The following is a 21,248-nucleotide window of genomic DNA, read 5'->3' on the forward strand; positions in this document are numbered from 1 at the left end:
AATAGTTATATAGAAATCTTATAAAAAAATAGAATTTAGGTGGTGATTATATGGATGATAATAAAAAAATAATAAGAAGAGCCTATATTCATGGTGCAATAATATTTATAATTTTTATAGCAAGCAATGTTATTTTGGATAGATTAGCCATTAAGTGGGCAATATATCCATATCAAACAATAATTGCTATCGTATTTTCATCTGTAATAATATTTTCTGAGATAACTATACGCACAAAAAAGCAACAAAAATATAAGAAAAATAGATTCGTATACATTATGATGGGAGCTATTTCTATGATTACAATAATATCATATGCTAGAGATGTTATGAGTGGTGCCGTAAAGGTTATAAAAGGTGGCGTATTAACTGTAGAAAGCTGTATGGCAATTATAAGTATGATGTTTATGATTTTATTTATTTCGTATGTTTACAAAGAGTTAAAAATAAGAAAGGAGATGAATTCATAGTAAATGGACAAACCTATGAGCAATTTCAAATTAATAAAAAGTGTAGCACCATATTTTAAGAGGTATAAAAATATTTTAATACTGGATTTAATATGTGCAGGACTAACTACTGCTTCAGAGATGATATTGCCCTTAATTTTGAGAAAAATAACAAATCTTGGTATGCTAGGTGGTTCTTCTTTAACCCTTGAGTTGATTTTAAGGATGGCTATGCTATTTTTAATTATCAAGGTAGTTGAATTAGTAGCGGTCTATTATATGGCATCTATTGGACATATAATGGGAGCAAAGATAGAAACGGACATGAGAAATGATATTTATATTCATTTACAAACTTTGTCTGATAATTTTTATAATGAAACTAAGATAGGGCAGATAATGTCAAGAATGACAAATGATTTATTTGATATTACTGAGTTCTCTCATCATTGCCCTGAGGAGTATTTTATTGGTATTATAAAGATTGTAATTTCATTTGTAATTTTGGTAAGCATAAATGTACCTCTTACAATAGCGATATTTGTGATGATACCAATAATGTTTATAAGTTCAAGTAAATTTAAAGATAAAATGAGAATTGAACAGAAAAAACAGAGAGTTCATGTAGGTAATTTGAACTCAAGTATTGAAGACAGTTTGTTAGGTGTAAAGGTTGTAAAGAGTTTTGCAAATGAAGATATAGAACTTGAAAAATTCGAAAAAGACAATAATAATTTCTTATCTATAAAGAAGAGATTCTATAAATCAATGGCAGGATTTAATACAGTTAACAGAGCAATAGATGGATTAATGTATTTGATAGTTATTGTATTCGGTGGAGTGCAAATGATTCGTGGAATGCTAGATCCAGGAGATATGTTGGCATATGTAATGTATGTTACTGCACTTCTTACTACAGTTAAGAGAATAATAGAGTTTACAGAACAGTTTCAAAAGGGAATGACTGGTATAGAAAGATTTAACGAAATTATGAGTATAAAATCAGACATTGTAGATAGTGAAGATGCAGTTGATCTAAAAGATGTCAGAGGAGATATTGATTTTAGAAATGTAAGCTTTAGATACAATAAGGGTCTAGAATATGTTTTGAAAAATTTTGATTTGAGTATCAAGAAAGGTCAAAATGTCGCACTTGTTGGACCATCGGGTAGTGGAAAAACAACTGTTTGTACGTTGATCCCAAGATTTTATGATGTAACTGAAGGTGGCGTTTATGTTGATGGAGTAAATGTGAGAGATTTTACACTTTCTTCATTAAGAAATAATATTGGTATAGTTCAACAGGATGTATATCTTTTCTCAGGGACAATAAAAGAAAACATAGCATATGGAAAGCCAGATGCAAGAGATGATGAGATTATTGAAGCCTCAAAGATGGCTGGAGCTTACGAGTTTATAATGGAGCTTGAAGATGGATTTGATACATATGTAGGAGAAAGAGGAGTAAAGTTATCTGGTGGACAAAAGCAGAGGATATCTATAGCAAGAGTATTTTTAAAGAATCCTCCAATATTAGTATTAGATGAAGCCACATCTGCTCTTGATAATCACAGTGAGGCAATAATACAAAACTCACTAGAAGTACTATCCAAAGGAAGAACAACTATTACAATAGCTCACAGATTGACTACAATACAAAATGCAGATGTTATAATAGTTATGAACGAAGATGGAATTATAGAAAGAGGTAACCATGAAGAATTAATGAATAGAAGGGGTTACTACTATAATTTATATACAAAATCAGATTTATTAGATCAATAATTTAAATGTATATTAAAATACCTAGGAGAATTCTCCTAGGTATTTTTTATAAAAATAACTTTAGGAAAATGTTTGAAATATATTTACTTTTAGATTTATCTGTTATATAATAAAGATAAAGAAACACATGAACAATCATTCAGGTATGAGTGGTTGTATATTTTTTAAAAAACATATGAATACTTGTTCATATATTGGTTTATGGAATTTGTAGAAAGGAATATAGATATGGAAGAAACTAAAAGAAAAGATGTTAAAACGGGTGATATAGAAGTATGTCAGACTTATTGTGTGCACGCAGATGCAGTCGATTCAGTTAGAAAAGAGACACCATCAGATGAAATGTTAGATGATTTATCTGAGTTGTTTAAAGTATTTGGTGATTCTACAAGGATAAAGATAATCTATTCGTTATTTGAAAAAGAATTATGTGTATGTGATATTGCAGAACTTTTGGGAATGACTCAGTCAGCTATTTCCCATCAGTTAAGAGTATTGAAAAACAATAGATTGGTAAAGTTTAGAAAATCAGGTAAAACAGTTTACTATTCTTTGGATGACGAACATATTAGAAGAATATTTGATTGTGGTCTATGTCATGTTAAGGAAATGTATTATTAAAAATAGGATATTATAGAAGATATAGTTTAAGAAGGGAGGACGGGCAAAAGTCTATAAAAAATAGACGATATCCTTGCCCTATTCAATATGAAAAACATAGAGATAGTATTGGGTGGTTTGAATTGTGCAAATTGTGCAAGTAAAATAGAAGATAAAGTAAGTAAGATGAATGAAATAGAAGAAGCACATTTGAATTTTATAAAGAGTACCCTAAATATAAAAGTTAAAGAGGGTTACAAAGAAGAAAATGTAGTATCAAAGGTAACAAAGATTGTAGATAAAATTGAGCCAGGGCTTGATATAGTAGTGAAAGATGAGAATTATTCTGATAATAAAGATATGGATCCAAATAAATATTGTTCATCATCTTCCTGTTCTGCTGGTGATCATGATCACAATGATTCAGATGGGCATAACCATGAACATGGTGATAGTGATTTAAAAATTCTTTTGATCGCGATATCATTATACGCAGTGGGCTTGATATCAAATTATTTTGGTGCACCAAAGGCAATATATCTATTATTACTGGGTTCTGCATACATTATATCAGGATTTGATGTTATAAAGTCAGCTGTAAAGAATCTGATTAACAGAAACCCACTAGATGAAAATTTCTTGATGACAATTGCTACAGTAGGTGCAATTGCAATAGGTCAGTATCCAGAAGCGGTTGGAGTAATGCTATTTTACGGTATAGGTGAATATCTAGAGTCAAGAGCTGTAAATAAGTCAAGAAAAAATATAGAAGAATTGATGAATATAAAGCCAGATGTAGCTAATTTAATAGTAGATGGTGAAGTAAAAGAAGTTGCTCCAGAAAATATTAAAATAGGTGATCATATAATGATTAAGGTCGGGGAAAAAGTACCTCTAGATGGAATAATAATAAAGGGGGAAAGTAGATTTGATACATCAGCAATTACAGGTGAATCAGTCTTAAAGAGCATATCTCAAGGAGAAGAAATATCATCAGGAGTAATAAATAAAAATGCTGTAGTAGAAGTAGAAGTAACAAAAACATTTAAAGATTCTACAGTATCAAAAATATTGGATATGGTAGAAAATGCTACTAGTAAAAAGTCAGAAACAGAAAACTTTATTACAGTATTTGCAAGATACTATACACCTGTAGTAGTTGCATTAGCAATCGCTGTTGCAATATTACCTCCGATATTTATGCAAGAACCATTTAGTAAGTGGCTATATAGAGGACTAGTATTTCTAGTTGTATCTTGTCCTTGTGCACTAGTAATATCTATACCACTAAGCTACTTCTCAGGTATAGGAGTATCATCTAAAAATGGTATTCTTGTAAAGGGAAGTAACTATCTAGAAGCCTTAAAAAAGGTAGATACAGTAGTGATGGATAAGACTGGTACTATTACAAAGGGTGTATTTGATGTTACTAACATTGTATTAGGAAAGGGAATAGAAGAAAAAGATCTTCTAAAGTATGCCAATATAGCAGAGTCAAGATCTTCTCATCCAATAGCAAATTCAATATCAAATTATTGTAAAGACAAGGTAAGTATGGATTCAAGTAAAATAGATTCATATGAAGAAATTGCATCTCACGGTATAAAGGTTGGCTATGAAGGAAAAGAAATTTTGGCAGGTAATGCAAGATTAATGACAGCAAATAATATTGATTTCCAAGAAATACAAAATTCCACAACTAAAGTATATATAGCTGTAGATAAAATATTCTATGGATGTATTGAAATCTCAGATCAAATAAAGGATGGTATGAGAGCAACTATACAGCAAATGAAGTCAGTAGGAATAAATAAGATAGTGATGCTAACAGGAGATTCAGACAATGTCGCTAGAGAAGTATCTGATGAAATAGGAATAGATAGTTACTATGCAGAGTTGCTTCCAAATGATAAGGTCGACTTGATAGAGAATATAATATCAGAGAAAAAACCGGATTCAAAGGTAGCATTTATAGGAGACGGAATCAATGATGCTCCAGTTATAGCAAGAGCAGATGTTGGTATTTCAATGGGTGGTGTAGGAAGTGACGCAGCTATTGAAGCCTCAGACGTGGTATTTATGACAGATGAAGTATCAAAGATAGTTCCTGCAGTAAGTATTGCTAGATTGACAGGAAAAATAGTATGGCAAAATATAATTATTGCGATAGGAATAAAGGTACTGGTATTAATTCTTAGTACAGTAGGATTAGCAAATATGTGGGCAGCTATATTTGCAGACGTAGGTGTAACTTTGATAGCAGTGCTTAATTCTTTAAGAGTTTTAAGATATAAATAATCATATAAAACGTATTTAATCAAGGTGTAAAACTATCATATATGTGATATTTGTAGTATAATTATTTGTAAGAAATAGACAGATATGGAGGTTTTACAATGAGATTATTTAGATCGTTGTTTGGCAAGGAACCTATAAAAGCAACTGATGATGAATTTGTATCTCCTGTAAATGGAATATTGATGGATATATCAAGAGTTCCTGATGAATCTTTTTCCAAAAAGGTTATGGGCGAAGGATTTGCAGTTGAATCTAATGATGGCTATATATTTTCGCCAGTAGACGGGGAAGTAGTGATGATATTTCCAACAAGCCATGCCATAATAATAAAGTCAAAAGGTGGTCTAGAGGTTTTAGTTCATATGGGAATTGATACAGTGGATTTAAACGGTGATGGATTTGAGATTTTTATTAAAAAAGGTGACAAGGTAAAAGCGGGAGACAAATTAGCTTGTATGGATATAAAGATGTTTAAATCGAGAGGTTTTACAACATGTATTCCTATAATTGCAACAAATCTTACTGATGGAAGAGTCTTTAGTGTAGAAGAAGGCCCTGTAAAGTCAGGTGAGAAGGGAAGAATAAGGTATTAGCCACATTTATATTTTATATATTTAAAAATAAAAAAGAAAAAAGCCCCTATCTAGAGTATACTTTATATAGGGGCTTTTTTAATAATCAAAATAAAAATGAATTAAAAAGGTTTATTTTTTGAAAAATTTGACTATATTATATAAAATAATTTTCCTAAAACAAAATAAAGGTGGCGATTCTTGTGAAGATAACAGATATTAAAATCCAAATTAAAGAGTACATGAAAGAGTTTGACTCCGATACTGGTATTGTAAAAAACATTGAAAGAGATAACGAGGAAGTATATCTTGACGTTGAAGATTATAATGACCATATAGATAGGATACTGGTGTGGAAGAGTACACAAGGTGATGAGTTGGCTAGAGAATTATTTATATTGGATAAATTAGAGTATGTTCAAAAAATTGTTAGGTCGGATTCAGAAATGATCGTCTATAAACATAAGGGGCTAGAAGATGAAGATTTGATACAAACGGGAGTAATAGGAGTTATAGAAACCATAGATAGATATGATTTTAGAAAAAATGTCAAGGTAAGAACATTTTTGGCATGTCGAATAAGATTTGCAATTAAAAATGCATATAGAAAATATGGATCAGTCTCCATATCAAGAGAAGCAAACTCAGTGTACAATAAGTGTTCACAAGTGTATGATATTTCTAATGATAAAATACCAATTGAAATATTAAAGTGTGTCTCCGATAAATATAATCTAGAAACCAAAAAAATATCTGAATGTATACTCGCTGTGAAGCTTGGAAATTCAGTGCTTCATTATGATACAGAGGGTTATATAGAGGCAGATAATAAAACTTTAGGAAGGCATTGTAATAAAGTAGTCGATCAATATCAAAATAAAATGGGAGAGATGTTTGATTATAGATTAATTTTAGACGCAATATCAAAGCTTGATACTCAAGAAGAGTATATAATGACAAAAATATTTATAGAGGATAAAACTCAAAAAGAACTGGCAGAGGAATTAGGTTACTCAGTCACTACAATTGGGAAAATTAAAAAAAGAGCTATAAGAAATATAAGAATAAAAATAATAGATGAAAGTGAATATGAGAAAAAATAGGGCATAGGAGATATATGTACATATCGGAATATATAAAAAATAAAATATTATAGTTATAATGAATAGAAGGTAAAGATTTTATAGATTAAGGTTCTTCGTTATGGTATACTAGTAATGTTATTATCAAAAAAGGAGGACAAGCTGTGCAAGTAGTATTTGTAAATGTGTTGATACTATTCATTTTGATGTTTATAGGATATATTCTTGGTAAGCGTGGTACAATTGCGCATTCATCTATTAATGATTTAACAAACTTATTGATAGATGTCAGTATACCAGCAACAATCATGGTATCTATGATAAGGCCATATAGCTCTGAGCTAATGAAAGATACTGTAAGAGTTTTAATAATAATAGCCATATATCATCTTGGAATAGCAGGAATATCTTTTGTTCTTACAAAGATATTGAAAGTTGATGAGAAAAAAAGAGGGGCATGGATATTTGCTATGGTTTTCTCCAATAATGGTTTTATTGGATATCCTCTTATGTATGCAATTTATGGTCAGGAAGGTCTTTTTATAATGGCTATGGGAAATATTATACAAAATGTATTGATATTCTCGCTAGGGGTAAAGATGATTACCATGAATTACGAGTTAGATGAAAAAATAAGATTAAAGAATATACTTTTAACTAGACAAAATTTGGCGATAGTTATAGGAATGACTTTGTTTATTAGTCAAATTCCAGTACCAGAGGCTATTGTTTCTTTGTTGACTCATTTGGGCAATCTTACAGCACCATTATCTATGATAGTAGTGGGTCTTTCACTTTCTAGATATGATGTAAAAAATATGTTTACAGATCCAGAAGCATATAGAATGACAATTTTTAGAATGTTAATAATACCAGCAATAATATTAATTGGATTTAGACTGACAGGAGTCTCTGCTAACAACGATTTGCCGTTTGCAATATTATTTTATACAGCAGCACTTCCAAGCCCAGCACTTACTTCAATTATGGCTGAAAGATATAACACAAGCACAGAATTTTCGTCAAGATGTGTATTTATTACAACTGTGGCAAGTGTAATAACTGTACCTTTATTTGCAGGACTACTTTAACGAAAAGGTTTACAAAAATAAAAAGTTGTGCTAATATTAAAATGTAAGCTTGAGACATACGATTATATGTCTTGGAATTTAAAATAAAAATAGAATATTTGTACAAGGGGGCTGATAAAAATCGGCTGAGATAAGAATGTAATTCTTGACCTTATAACCTGATCTGGGTAATGCCAGCGTAGGAAGGAACATATATTGAAGAAAGTATAATATACGTAAACGCGAGCATATACCTTAGGGTATGTGCTTTTTTTATGCGCTTAAATAGACTTGTAAAGCTGTAATTTGAAAAGGGGGTACATAATGAAAAAAGTAATCACTATAGCAGGATCTGACTCTAGTGGAGGGGCAGGTATACAAACAGATTTAAAAACTTTCGCATCGTGCGGAGTATATGGCATGAGCGCAATAACAGCAATTACTGCCCAAAATACTTTGGGTGTTAGAAGTGTGGAAAATATATCCGATACTATGGTAAAGGATCAGATAAAGGTTATATTTGAAGATATTGATGTAGATGCTGTTAAGATTGGTATGCTCTCAGATATAGAAATAATAAAGGCAGTATGTGATATGTTGTTGGTATACAAGCCAAAAAATGTTGTATTGGACCCGGTTATGATCTCAACATCGGGCTTTGATTTAATAAATACACAGGCAAAAGAGGTATTGGTTAGAGAACTTCTTCCAGTAGCTGATATTGTCACTCCAAATCTGGCAGAGGCAAGATGTATAGTTCATCACATAGATGAAAATAAACTTTTGGATCTTGAGTCTGCAGAAGATATGGTAAAGGCAGGTAAAATAATTACTAATTATACGAAGAATCATGTCTTAATAAAAGGAGGACATCTATTAGATAGGCCATGTGATGTTCTTGTCACAAAAGATCTAGATGTTTTTTATTATGATAATCATAGAATAGATACAAAAAATACGCATGGAACAGGGTGTACACTTTCTTCTGCAATAGCTTCAAATTTAGCTTTGGGTTATTCAATAGAAGAATCAATAGGAAATTCAAAGAAGTTTATTACGAAGGCTATTGAGAATTCTCTAGATATAGGACATGGATGCGGTCCAACAAATCCTATGGGAGAGATATATAAAAGCCTTGGCTGGTAATGAAAAAAATAATAATAGACCTTTAAGACCATAATTGTGGAGGTAGGAAATATGGATATAGAAAGAATAAAAAAAGAGGTGTGCGAAGCTATAGATAAGGTAAGATCAAAAAAACCTCTTATAGAACAAATAACAAATTATGTAACAATAAATGATTGTGCAAATGTGACTCTTTCAATAGGGGCATCACCAGTAATGGCTGATGGTGAAAAAGAAGTTGAAGAAATGACTTCTATAGCAGATGCACTAGTATTAAACTTCGGGATAATAGATGTTCAACCCCTTGAAACAATAGTAAAAGCAGGTGTAACAGCAAATAAAAAAAATATACCTGTAGTATTTGATCCTGTTGGGATGGGTTCTATAAAATATAGAAGTGAGGCAGTACTAGAGTTACTGGAAAAAGTACATATGGATGTAATAAAAGGAAATGCTTCAGAGATAATGTCTTTGGCAGGTGTGAAGACCAAGACAAAGGGAGTGGATTCCAATGAAGATAGCCTAGAAGCTATAGACTCAGCTGTAAAGATAGCTAATAAATATAGATGTGTATGTGCAGTAACTGGAAGTGTAGACATCATTACTGATGGAAGAAGCGTAGTGAAAATATACAATGAATCGGATATATTATCATATATCACGGGTACTGGATGTATGATAGCTTCTTTGATTGCTAGCTTTCTGGGGGCAGGTGCTTCTCCTTTGATAAGTGCTATAGCTGGTGTATTGGCAATGAGTATATCAGGAGAGTTGGCTATAAAAAGGGAAGAAATAGAAAAAAATGGGATTGGAACATATAGAGTAGATGTAATGAATAATATATATCATTTTTCTCCTGAAATAGTAAAAAGAAATGCAAAAATAGATTTGGAAAAAAGAGAATATAAATATTCAATGTATTTAATTACAGATGAAGCATCTTGCCTAGGTAAAGATTTATATAAATCTGTTGAAGAAAGCATAAAGGGTGGAGCAAATCTAGTTCAATTAAGAGAGAAGAATGTTTCTACTAGAGAATTCTTTGAGAGGGCAGTAAAGCTAAAAGAAATATGTCATAAACATAATGTTCCTCTTATAATAAATGACAGAATTGACATAGCACTTGCAATAGATGCTGATGGGGTTCACCTGGGGCAATCTGATATGCCAATAGAGCTTGCAAAAAAAATTATAGGTCATCAAAAGATAGTAGGAATATCTGCGGGAAATATGAAAGAAGCCATATCTGCACAAGAAAGTGGAGCAGATTATATAGGAGTGGGTGCAGTATTTAATACCGACACAAAAAAAGATGCAGATTATGTATCAAAAGAACTTTTATGCGAAATGACAAGTAATCTTCATATACCAGTACTGGCTATAGGAGGAATAAAATTAGATAATCTAGATTACCTAAGAGCTACAGATATAGAAGGTATATGTGTGATATCAGATATCTTAAAAAATACTGATTGTAAAAAGAGAACAGAGGATTTAATAGGGAAATTTAGAAATGAAATATAGGGAAAATTGCTAATATTTAAAAAAGTTAGATCTGAATACGAAAAAAACTAAGGAATAAATGGCATATTGAATTTACTCAATTCTTAGTTTTATATAAATAACACTTTAAATTTACTTGGAGGTAACTGTAATGTATAAGACACAAATGGAAGCTGCAAAAAAAGGTATTTTAACAAATGAGATGAAGTCAATAGCAGAAAAGGAACACATGGATCCTAAGCTATTAATGAGTAAGGTGGCTGAAGGAAAAATAGCAATACCAGCCAATAAGAACCATAAAAACCTAAAAGCTGAAGGTGTAGGTGAAGGTCTTACTACTAAGATAAATGTTAACCTTGGTATATCAAGAGATTGTCCTGATGTAGATAAAGAATTAGAAAAGGTACAAAAAGCAATAGAGATGGATGCTGAAGCAATAATGGATTTAAGTTCTTTTGGTAAGACTAAAGAGTTTAGACAGAAGCTAGTAAATATGTCTACAGCAATGATAGGTACAGTGCCTGTATACGATGCTATAGGATTTTATGATAAAGAATTAAAGGATATTACATCAGATGAATTTTTAGACGTTGTAAGAAGACATGCTGAAGATGGGGTTGACTTTGTAACTATTCATGTTGGTATGAATAGAGAGGCTATGAATATATTCAAGAGAAATAAAAGAAAAACCAACATAGTATCTAGAGGTGGATCTTTAATGTATGCTTGGATGGAGCTAAATGATGCAGAAAATCCATTCTTTGAAAGATATGATGAACTATTAGATATTTGTGCTGAGTATGATGTAACTCTAAGTTTAGGAGATGCACTAAGACCAGGATGTATAGATGATTCTTCAGATGCAGCTCAGATAAAAGAACTGATCACACTTGGAGAATTGACTCTAAGAGCATGGGAGAAAAATGTTCAGGTAATAATAGAAGGACCAGGACATATGTCAATGGATGAAATACAAGCGAATGTTGTAATGCAGAAAAAACTTTGCCATGGAGCACCGTTCTATGTATTAGGACCAATAGTAACTGATGTTGCTCCTGGGTATGATCATATAACTTCAGCAATAGGTGGGGCTATAGCTGCTGCTGCAGGCGTTGACTTTTTATGTTATGTTACACCAGCTGAACATTTAAGATTACCTAGTCTAGAAGATATGAAAGAGGGTATAATAGCTACTAAGATAGCTGCTCATGCTGCAGATTTAGCTAAGAAGGTTCCTCATGCAAGAGATTGGGACAATGCTATGTCAGATGCAAGAGCTGAGCTTGATTGGGACAAGATGTTTGATCTAGCAATAGATAATGAAAAGGCCAAAAGATATAGAGAAGAATCTACACCTGAACACAATGATTCTTGTACAATGTGTGGAAAAATGTGCTCAATGAGAACTATGAAAAAAGTAATGGCTGGAGAAGATTTAAATATTTTAAGAGAAGGTTAAAAAACTTCAAATATAAATATTATGAATATAAAAATATACAAAGAAATAAGCCAATTGATTTGTTTATTTTATAAAATGCTTATCTGAAATAAGTATTAAAAATTCCTACTTTTAAGAATAAAGGAAATAAGGACCCGTATTTATGCGAGTCCTTATTTCAATTGTTCCAAACTAAGAAAAAATCTCTTCATTATATAGGGTAGTTAATAATGGGTAATATTATTTGAAATTAAGTCGAGAAAAATACAAGAGAAAAATACATTAGTATTATCAAAATCTATTAATTTCTTGAATTAGATAGATTTTTTGAAATATAAGATGTATAATTTATCTATTGGCAAAATTAACAGATGTAAATATAAAGTTGCAAATAAAGAGTATATTTATATTTTAATATATTGATATGAAATAATATAACTGGGTAAGTATATAATATGAAAATTGTTATTTTAAGAACTGTTAATTGTATTTTTGACAAGATGATTGATATTTTGTCAGTTAAGTATTATTCATATAAAATGGAGGGAGCAATTTGATGAGTGAGTTTATTATAGCGCTTCATGTGTTGGTATTTTTATCTCATGATAGAAAATCTAGATCAAGTGAGGAACTATCAGAAAATCTATGCACCAATCCTGTTAGAATAAGAAAGGTAATGTCTAGATGTAAGAAGAGTGGACTTGTTACAACAAAGGCAGGTGTAAATGGCGGATACATGATAGCCAAGGAAGGTAAAGATATAAACCTTAAAGAAGTCTATGACGCAGTAGGTGTATCTATTATAGAATCAAAATGGCACTCAGGCGATATAGAATCTGATTGTTTAATAGCAAGTGGAATGTCAGAATACGTAGATGAATTATTTTCCTATTTGAATGATGAAGTGGTAAATCTTTTGGAGTTAATAACACTGGACAAAGTCGAAGTAAAGTTGGGTGAAATTAAGAGAGAAAAAGAGCTTAGAGGTGAGAAAACTTGCCCTAATGAGTTCAAATCAAAAGGAGCAGCTTCAATAGATAGTGAAGGAAATGGAAATTAATTAAAATAGGAGTATAGTACTTCTATTTTTTTGTTTAAAAAATGTACAAAAATGGTGTTTTGTGTTATCATTAAAAGGGAATACTCTATTTGAGAAAGGGGGCAAAACATGGCTTCAAATGGCAGAAAAAGTACGAGATATACGTACAAGGGAAACAACAAAAAAGTAGAAAATAAGTATGCTAATATATATCAAGATTTAAGTGAAAAAGAAGAAGTATATAAGTCTAATGTTTTGAAGAAAATTCATAAGCCATCTGATGATGAAAATGAAGAAGATGACAATGTTAGAGAGTTAGTAACTAGAAGTTTATCTACAGAAGAGGCTGAACAAAATGCTCAAAGGAGAAGGCAGGCAGCAAGAAATCAGAAGAGAATAGCAACACAGAAGTCCTCACCAGTATCATCTAGCAAGAGAGCTTCAGAGCTGAGCAAGCTTGAAAGCATCGAAAAGTTGAAAAGAGAAAAGTGGGCTTTAAAAAATAATAATACAGAAGATAATATTAATACAGATATAGATATTCAGGATGGTTCTGAAAGAAAGAGAATAGATCTCGGTCAATCAGAAGATGTAGACCTAGGATACACAAAAGATATTTCCGAAAACTTGGAAAATGCTGATGTAAACGATACTGTGGTTAATGATGCTGAATATATTCGTCGAAAAGCAAGAGAACGTGCTTCGATGGATAAATCTAATGTAAAGATATACAAAGAGTATTCTGATTTTGAAAGACCGAATATCGGTGAAAAAAGAGAAAACAAAAAAGAAGACGACAAGTCGAGTATTTCTAATGAAGAGGATGATGATAGTTTTGACACGAAAATTTTAGATAGTTCAATCTTAGATATGCCAATTGTAGATGAAAATACAACTGGGTATGAAGATGACGAAACTACTAAAAGGGAGATTCTAAAAAACGAGCAAGATATCAAAGAACGTGAAAATGAAATTGAAAAAATTTTAAAACTAAAAGAGGAAAAATTTGGAGATTCAAGCAATTCAACGACTTTAGATAGAAGCTCAAGAAGAAGGTCAAGATCACAAAAAAATGATTCTGATGAATTAAACACAACAGACAAAACATCTAGAGCAAATAACAGAGGTAATGTTTATAGAAATAACACTGCAAAAAAAGAATCAAAGTTAAATATTAAAAAAATAGGTGGTATAATTATTGTACTGCTTTTGATAATTGTTTTTGCAGCAGCAGGTATTGATAAATTGAGAAGTAGCAAGACAAAGACAACTCAAAATAATGCAGCTACTACTCAAGTTAAGAAAAAAGAAGATGATAAGTCTAAGACAGAGAAGAAAGAAGAGAGCATTGAAGAAAAAATTAATAAATTGGAAGTTATCAAAGCTAAGTTAAATGCAGATGAGTCTCAAAGGATGGATTATATAATTGAAAATATAAAGTCATATCCAGAAAATATGATTAACTTATTGATAGCAAATCCTGAGACTATTGATTTTGTTTATAGCTATAAAGATAAAGACAAATATAATGCTAAAAGCTTAGAAGGCAATATAAGCTCTAGTTACTATGTTGATGGAAGTGTTCCTCTATATCTACAATGGGATAGAAGATGGGGTTATAGGAACTATGGTAAGGAAATGATTGGTTTATCAGGATGTGGACCAACATCTCTTGCAATGGTTATAAGACACTTTGACAAGGAATCAACTGTCAATCCATATGACGTAGCAAAATATAGTGAAGAAAATGGATATTTGTCTAAGGACAATTTCACAAGCTGGAAACTTTTTGATACTGGTCTTAAAGAATATGGACTTGAATCTAGGGATGTTGTTCCAGTGGAAGCGAAGATGAAGAAAGCTTTAGATGATGGACAAATATTAATAGTAAGTGTAAAGCCTGGAATATTTACAGAAAGAGGGCATATAATAGTTATTAAGGGTTACAATAAAGAAGGAGATTTCTTAATAAATGATCCAAACAGCATTGTAAACACTAATAAGTCTTGGTCGTATGATGAATTGAAAAATGACTTGAGAAAGATATGGGCCGTAAGCGAAATTGGTTCCTCAAGCTATAGTTCATCAGATGATAATACATCAGACAACTCTTCTGAAACAGACTCAGAAACTAATACAAGCTCTTCAAAGAGTTCTTCAGGATCAAGTTCGAGTCAAAAAAACAATGATTCTAACGATGATTCTACAGGAAACTCAGATGATCCGAGTATAATACAGGATATAGAGTAGTATAAAAAGATATGATTTTAGTTGATCATGCATAAACATGATTTAAAGTGATAAAAATATTACATTTTGTAGAAAGAATAATATGAAATATAAACTGTAATATATATGTCATAATTTCGAAAAAAATTAGTTTGCTTAGAAAGTAAACTAAAAAAATGATTCAAATTATAACTTAATAGAAAAAAATATATTGTATCAATATAGTGAATACAGGGCACAGATAAAGGGAATAATAGACTAGAAAGTAAGAGAAAAATTTTCTATTCTATTATTTTATCTGTGTCCTGTTGTTTTTTAATATTATAAAAAAATTATAAATAGTTAATACAACTGCTAAAGATTTTGTAAAATCCATGTTAAATACACAAAAAGTGTAGAAAAAACGCAAGAAAAAGTGATAAATAAAAAACAATTAGAAAATAATGAATATTGAATAAAAAAATTCAAAAAACTTGTAAATACCAAAGAAATACACATTAAAGACAGAATAACGTTTTCAAACCTGTTTAATATAATAAACAAATACTCCGCTGTCATAAGAGGAAAATAAGGCTAAATAGCGATTAAAAAGAATATCGTATTGAGAAAAACTTACATAATAGTAAGATAATACAGGGGTAAATCTTTATTATATTAAATAATCTAGAAAATAACAAAATCAAATTGTCTATAATATGATGGCCTTGACACCTTTATTATATAAAACTATAATAAAAGATGTAAGTTGAAAAATGAATAATAATTAATCTTTTCATCTGACCAGGTGGAAAAAATTAAGGAGGAAAAATTATTATGAATAAGAAAAGTAGCGTAAAAGACATTTTTGTGTTTGGATTTGCACTATTCGCTATGTTTTTTGGTGCGGGTAATCTGATATTCCCACCTTATCTAGGAATTATAGCAGGTCCAGAGTGGTTCACTGCATTCGCAGGATTCACTTTTTCAGATGCAGGTCTAGCTCTGTTGGCAGTTATAGCGATTGCGCTTTGCCAGGGACATATAATGGAACTATTCGGTAGAATTGGCAGAATTCCTGCACTTATACTAAGTTTCATAGACATCATGTGTGTCGGTCCTTTGGTAATAATACCAAGAACAGGGGCTACTACATACGAAATGGGTATTACACCTTTACTAGGAGACAGTGTACCTCTTCTTTTAGTTGTAGTGATATTCTTTGTACTAACATATTTAATGACGGTAAGACCTTCAAAGGTAATTGATATAGTAGGTCAGGTTCTTACACCATTCCTAATTATTGCATTATCTATAATCATTATAAAGGGTATAATATCTCCTTTAGGTCAGCCAATTGCTCAGCCTATGATTGAAAACGTATTCAAAAAGGGTATAGCAGACGGTTACCAAACAATGGACTGTTTCGTTTCTATAGCGGTAGGTTCTGTATTAATGTTAACTCTTGTTAATAAGGGTTACACAGATCCAAAAGATCAGGTTAAAATATTGGTTAAGGCCGGACTTATAGCATGTGTTGGACTAGCTTTAATATATGGTGGTCTTACTTACCTAGGAGCTACTGTATCAAGTATATATGATATAAATGTACAGCAGTCTCAGATAATAGTTAACATAACAGAAAGCCTATTAGGAGGACCAGGTAAGTCTATACTTGCAGTAGCGGTATCTCTAGCTTGTTTAACAACAGCTATAGGACTTACATCAGCAACTGCTGAATACTTAACTATGATAACTAAGCAAAAAATTAGCTATTCTAGATTTGTATTAATTATATGTGTATTTGCAACAGCTGCAGCTACAATGGGTGTTACAGGATTAGTAAACTTCGCAAGTCCAATACTTGCAATAGTGTACCCACCTACAATAGTACTTATATTCTTAGCTTTCGTTAAGGATAAGATTCACAGTGACTTAGTTTACAAGCTATCAGTTGGTGTGACAGTAATAGTAAGTGCGATCACAGTATTAGCAGATAAGGTTCCTTCACTAGGATTTATCAATAGTCTACCAGGTGGAGATCTTGGATTTAACTGGGTACTTCCTGCAATAATAGCTGGAATAATAGGATTATTGATCAGTGGAAATAAGGAAAGCAAAAAAGTTGCTAATTCTTAATTAAATGAATATTTAGTATAGTAAGTCATATTAAATTGACTAAAACCTCTTTTAGTTATATAATATAGTTAAGCAATGGTATTATTAACTATTAAAATATTACTTTTTTAGCAGGAGGAGTGTTATTTATGAAAACTACTAAGATATTAGTTCCAATTGATGGAACCGAGAGAAGTATGCATTCTTTAGATTTTATCAAGAAAATTTATGAACCAAATGATGTAGAAGTTACTATAATGAACGTGAAAGAGTTAGTATTTGTAGATGGAATTTCTATGAGCGATGAGATTAAAAATTCAGAGAAATTTGGCAGAGAACTTCTTGAAAAAGCTAGAGAGGTAATGGATGGCTATGATGTTAGCCTTTACTTTACATTTGGTTATGCAGGTGACGAAATTGTCAAAAGAGCTAAAGATGATGGAGTAGAAATAATCGTAATGACAAAGTCAACAAAGACAGGACTTACTAGAATAATAGGTTCTTGTACATCATATGTATTGAAGCATACTACTTCTACAGTGATGGTAATACCAGAATAATGAAAAGGGCTACTTGCATATGCAGGTGGTCCTTTTATAATATAAAAAATTAATAGTTGTCTATAAATCAATTACCCATATTAAGTTTTTTATTTATATAAACAAAACAAATAATTGTAATATACTAAAATACAAATATGATTTAAAAAGTAGTAAATGTTATCATTTATATGTTTTAATAAATATATATGAGGGTATAATTATAATATTGGATTGATAAATTCGATATGATATTATTGCGTTATCAATTTGTGCAAGGCTACTGTAGGTATTGCAATGAAAGTATTGTTGACTATATTTAAGTAGCTTGACAAGTTTTAAAATAAAGGGTATAATCAATATCAATAATAGTAATTATTACTGTTATTGTGACTGTTTTTTATGTTTTTTATAAAAATTTAAGGAGGATGTTGTAATGACTATTGAACTAAAGGGAACTAAGACAGAAAAGAATTTAAATGAAGGATTTGCCGGTGAATCAATGGCAAGAAATAAGTACACTTATTATGCTTCTCAAGCAAAGAAGGAAGGATATAATCAGATATCTGATATATTCCTAGAAACTGCTGGAAACGAAAAGGAGCATGCTAAGCTATGGTTTAAGGCTCTTAGTGGAGGAGAAATAGGAACAACTGAAGAAAACCTACTAGCAGCCGCAGAAGGTGAACATTATGAATGGACTGATATGTACGTTCGTTTCGCTGAAGATGCAAAGGAAGAAGGATTCAAGGAATTAGCAAGATTATTCGAAGGTGTTGGAGCAATAGAAAAAACACATGAGGAAAGATATAGAACTTTACTACAGAACTTAAAGGATGGTAAGGTATTCGAAAAGGATGAAGTAGTTGTTTGGAAGTGCCAGAACTGTGGACATATCCACGTATCTAAGAAGGCTCCAAAGATATGTTCAGTATGTAAGCATCCACAGGCATTCTTTGAAGTTAAGTGCGAAAACTGGAGATAATATAAGCTGATTTAATTTAATGAAAGGGTGTTTGTAATGAAGAAATTTTCTAAGCAAAGAGAATTGATTTTGCGCACAGTTTTAAGTAGCAATGAACACCTAACAGCTGATAATATTTATGAAACATTGAAATCAAGCAATCCTAATCTCAGTTTAGGAACAGTCTACAGAAATTTGACTCAACTAGAAGAACATGGATATATTAAAAAGATAAATATTCCAGGGGACCCTGTTAGGTTTGACGGTAATACCGAAGAACATGATCACTTTATATGTGAGAATTGCAAAACCATAATAGATATAAATAAGGGCGAGATAGAGTATGTAGATGATTCACTAAAAAAAAGAGGATTGAAAATAAATTCGACAGAAATAATTTTAAGAGGTATCTGTAATAATTGTAATACGGATACATAATATATTTAAGGAGGTAATGATATGGCAAAGACTTTAGCATTTTATAAGTGTCAAATATGTGGTAACGTAACAGAAAAGATTGTAAACGGTGGTGGACCATTATCATGTTGTGAACAGGATATGATCCGTCTAGAAGCTAATTCAACTGATGCAGCTGGTGAAAAGCATGTACCAGTAGTAACAGTTAATGGAAATAAGGTTTCAGTTAAAATTGGTAGTGTAGAACATCCTATGACTGTAGAGCATCATATCGCTTTTATAGTATTAGTAACTGAAAAGACTGTTCAGAGAGTTGATTTACTTCCAACAGGAAAGCCTGTAGCTGAATTTGTTATAGCAGACGATGATAAGGCTGTTGCAGCATACGAATACTGTAATCTTCATGGATTATGGGTTGCTGAAATATAATTAAAAACATACAATTTTATGTAATTGATTAATAAAAAAGGCAATTGTGAACTCTTTCGAGTTTGCAATTGCCTTTTTAGATTTTATAATTATACTTAAGGTCTAGTATGTGCTCATAAAATTAATTTTTAAAAAAGAAAAATATAATGAAGCTATTTATCTATGTCTATAACTGGGTATTAAATGATAGTAATTTTATTATTATTTAATATTTTTGACCTTATCATATACATCTAAATTTTTATCAGTGATAAAAGAGCAAGAGTTTCCCTCATGACCTATTCTCCCAGTTCTTCCTATTCTGTGTATATAGTCCTCTGGTGACTCTGGAAAGTCATAGTTGTATATATTGCTAACTCCATCAATGTCTAGCCCTCTAGATGCTAAATCGGTGGATATTAAAAATTGTATTTTCATATCTCTAAAGTTTTTAAGGATTCTTTCTCTTTTTGCCTGACTTATATCACTATGAATTTTTTCGCAATTATATCCAGCCTGTGCTAGTTTTAAATCTAAATTATTTACACGAGCCTTTGTTCTGCAAAATATAATAGCCATGAAAGGTTTATCTATTTCTATTTTTTCACATAAGTCATCAAATTTCTTTCTATCAGTTGTAAATATAAACTCTTGATTTATTAGTTTTGGAATATCAAACTCTGATTTAGAACTAATGATTTCAAAATTATCAGCGTATCTATAGGCAAGTTTTTTGACCTTTGAATCGATAGTGGCTGATAGGAGCATTATTTGATTGATAGACTTAATATCCTTTAAAACAATATCTATTTCATTTCTAAAGCCCATTAAAAGCATTTGATCAGCTTCATCTATAATAACAGAAGAGATATCTTTCAAATCTATAGTTTTTCTGTTCATATGATCTAAAAGTCTTCCAGGAGTTGCAATTATAATATTGATTTCATTTTTTAATTTATTGATTTGTGATTTAATATCCTTACCACCGTATATGGCAAGAGTGCTGATATTATCATTTTCAAGTAAATTTATTATTTTTTCTGTTTCGGCATGTATTTGAACTACAAGTTCTCTTGTAGGAGCTAATACCAATACTGAATTTAATTCTTCATTATGTATCTTATTTATTATTGGAATAAGAAAAGAAAGAGTTTTTCCAGTTCCAGTGTTTGATTCTGCTACTATATTATTATTTTTTAGTATATTTGGTATAACTTGTTTTTGTATAGGTGTAGGCTCGTTAATTCCCATTCTGTGCAATGCATCTACCAAATTTTCATTGATTCCCATTTCTTTAAAATTCATATATTTTGGGCAATAACCTGAGAGTTATTAGCTTTGGGATTGCCCATCCTCCTTTTATTTTATTTCAGGTATTAGTCACCTGATACGAATTATATTATATCACATAGGCTATAAAAAACGGTAAATATAGAAATATATATACAATAAAATATAAAAAATATGAATAAAATAGAAAATCAAAAAATAAGCTAATAGTATTAATAAAAAATAAGCGAATAAAATAGATTAAAAAAGACAATAAAATCAATGAAAGATAAATCAATGAAATAAGACAATTAAGATCAATAAAAGGTAAATGGATGAAATAGGACAATAAAATCAATAAAGATAA

Annotated in this window: 18 protein-coding genes and 1 riboswitch; of the genes, 17 read left to right on the top strand and 1 reads right to left on the bottom strand. The window is 30.9% G+C overall.

Features of this window, described 5'->3' with window-relative positions; all coding sequences use genetic code 11:
* The first annotated feature begins 50 nt into the window (after nucleotides 1-50).
* The 17 genes from RR561_RS02140 to RR561_RS02220 all read left to right on the top strand — a co-directional run bounded on the left by RR561_RS02140 (nucleotide 51) and on the right by RR561_RS02220 (nucleotide 19,633).
* Complete coding sequence (locus tag RR561_RS02140) at nucleotides 51-470, top strand: hypothetical protein (RefSeq protein ID WP_332505775.1); 420 nt, start codon at nucleotides 51-53, stop codon at nucleotides 468-470.
* A 3-nt stretch (nucleotides 471-473) separates the two neighbouring features.
* Nucleotides 474-2,234 (top strand): ABC transporter ATP-binding protein, encoded by a 1,761-nt coding sequence (locus tag RR561_RS02145; RefSeq protein ID WP_332505776.1) that lies wholly within the window; start codon nucleotides 474-476, stop codon nucleotides 2,232-2,234.
* Nucleotides 2,235-2,462: 228 nt separating this feature from the next.
* Nucleotides 2,463-2,855 (top strand): ArsR/SmtB family transcription factor, encoded by a 393-nt coding sequence (locus RR561_RS02150; protein WP_334309573.1) that lies wholly within the window; start codon nucleotides 2,463-2,465, stop codon nucleotides 2,853-2,855.
* 108 nt (nucleotides 2,856-2,963) lie between these two features.
* On the top strand, nucleotides 2,964-5,132 hold the full coding sequence (locus RR561_RS02155; RefSeq protein WP_332505777.1) for a heavy metal translocating P-type ATPase: 2,169 nt from the start codon (nucleotides 2,964-2,966) through the stop codon (nucleotides 5,130-5,132).
* 98 nt (nucleotides 5,133-5,230) lie between these two features.
* A complete protein-coding gene (locus RR561_RS02160; protein ID WP_332505778.1) occupies nucleotides 5,231-5,725 on the top strand; it encodes a PTS sugar transporter subunit IIA in 495 nt (164 codons plus the stop codon).
* Between the two features lie 182 nt (nucleotides 5,726-5,907).
* Complete coding sequence (locus RR561_RS02165) at nucleotides 5,908-6,807, top strand: sigma-70 family RNA polymerase sigma factor (protein ID WP_332505779.1); 900 nt, start codon at nucleotides 5,908-5,910, stop codon at nucleotides 6,805-6,807.
* Between the two features lie 143 nt (nucleotides 6,808-6,950).
* Entirely contained in the window at nucleotides 6,951-7,877 is a 927-nt protein-coding gene (locus tag RR561_RS02170) for an AEC family transporter (protein WP_332505780.1), read from the top strand.
* Between the two features lie 94 nt (nucleotides 7,878-7,971).
* Nucleotides 7,972-8,080: riboswitch (TPP riboswitch) on the top strand.
* A 100-nt stretch (nucleotides 8,081-8,180) separates the two neighbouring features.
* Nucleotides 8,181-9,002 carry a bifunctional hydroxymethylpyrimidine kinase/phosphomethylpyrimidine kinase gene (thiD, locus tag RR561_RS02175; protein WP_332505781.1) on the top strand — a complete coding sequence of 274 codons (822 nt, stop codon included), beginning with the start codon at nucleotides 8,181-8,183 and terminating at the stop codon, nucleotides 9,000-9,002.
* A gap of 51 nt (nucleotides 9,003-9,053) precedes the next feature.
* Complete coding sequence (thiM, locus tag RR561_RS02180; protein ID WP_332505782.1) at nucleotides 9,054-10,505, top strand: hydroxyethylthiazole kinase; 1,452 nt, start codon at nucleotides 9,054-9,056, stop codon at nucleotides 10,503-10,505.
* Between the two features lie 130 nt (nucleotides 10,506-10,635).
* Nucleotides 10,636-11,943 carry a phosphomethylpyrimidine synthase ThiC gene (gene thiC / locus RR561_RS02185; protein WP_332505783.1) on the top strand — a complete coding sequence of 436 codons (1,308 nt, stop codon included), beginning with the start codon at nucleotides 10,636-10,638 and terminating at the stop codon, nucleotides 11,941-11,943.
* Between the two features lie 535 nt (nucleotides 11,944-12,478).
* Complete coding sequence (locus tag RR561_RS02190; RefSeq protein WP_332505784.1) at nucleotides 12,479-12,982, top strand: RrF2 family transcriptional regulator; 504 nt, start codon at nucleotides 12,479-12,481, stop codon at nucleotides 12,980-12,982.
* A 108-nt stretch (nucleotides 12,983-13,090) separates the two neighbouring features.
* Nucleotides 13,091-15,211 carry a C39 family peptidase gene (locus tag RR561_RS02195; RefSeq protein WP_332505785.1) on the top strand — a complete coding sequence of 707 codons (2,121 nt, stop codon included), beginning with the start codon at nucleotides 13,091-13,093 and terminating at the stop codon, nucleotides 15,209-15,211.
* Nucleotides 15,212-16,003: 792 nt separating this feature from the next.
* A complete protein-coding gene (gene brnQ, locus RR561_RS02200) occupies nucleotides 16,004-17,305 on the top strand; it encodes a branched-chain amino acid transport system II carrier protein (protein ID WP_332505786.1) in 1,302 nt (433 codons plus the stop codon).
* Between the two features lie 128 nt (nucleotides 17,306-17,433).
* Nucleotides 17,434-17,844, top strand: coding sequence for a universal stress protein (locus tag RR561_RS02205; RefSeq protein WP_332505787.1), 411 nt, complete (start codon nucleotides 17,434-17,436; stop codon nucleotides 17,842-17,844).
* Between the two features lie 415 nt (nucleotides 17,845-18,259).
* On the top strand, nucleotides 18,260-18,808 hold the full coding sequence (rbr, locus tag RR561_RS02210) for a rubrerythrin (RefSeq protein ID WP_332505788.1): 549 nt from the start codon (nucleotides 18,260-18,262) through the stop codon (nucleotides 18,806-18,808).
* A 36-nt stretch (nucleotides 18,809-18,844) separates the two neighbouring features.
* Nucleotides 18,845-19,225, top strand: a complete 381-nt coding sequence (locus RR561_RS02215) for a Fur family transcriptional regulator (RefSeq protein ID WP_332505789.1) — start codon at nucleotides 18,845-18,847, stop codon at nucleotides 19,223-19,225.
* A gap of 21 nt (nucleotides 19,226-19,246) precedes the next feature.
* Nucleotides 19,247-19,633 (top strand): desulfoferrodoxin family protein, encoded by a 387-nt coding sequence (locus tag RR561_RS02220; protein ID WP_332505790.1) that lies wholly within the window; start codon nucleotides 19,247-19,249, stop codon nucleotides 19,631-19,633.
* Nucleotides 19,634-19,834: 201 nt separating this feature from the next.
* On the opposite strand, the gene RR561_RS02225 is transcribed toward RR561_RS02220, so the two are convergent.
* On the bottom strand, nucleotides 19,835-20,917 hold the full coding sequence (locus RR561_RS02225; protein ID WP_332505791.1) for a DEAD/DEAH box helicase: 1,083 nt from the start codon (nucleotides 20,915-20,917) through the stop codon (nucleotides 19,835-19,837).
* Between the last annotated feature and the right edge of the window lie 331 nt (nucleotides 20,918-21,248).

It is taken from the genome of Peptostreptococcus sp. (genome assembly GCF_036639115.1).
In the GTDB taxonomy this organism is placed as follows: Bacteria; Bacillota; Clostridia; order Peptostreptococcales; family Peptostreptococcaceae; genus Peptostreptococcus.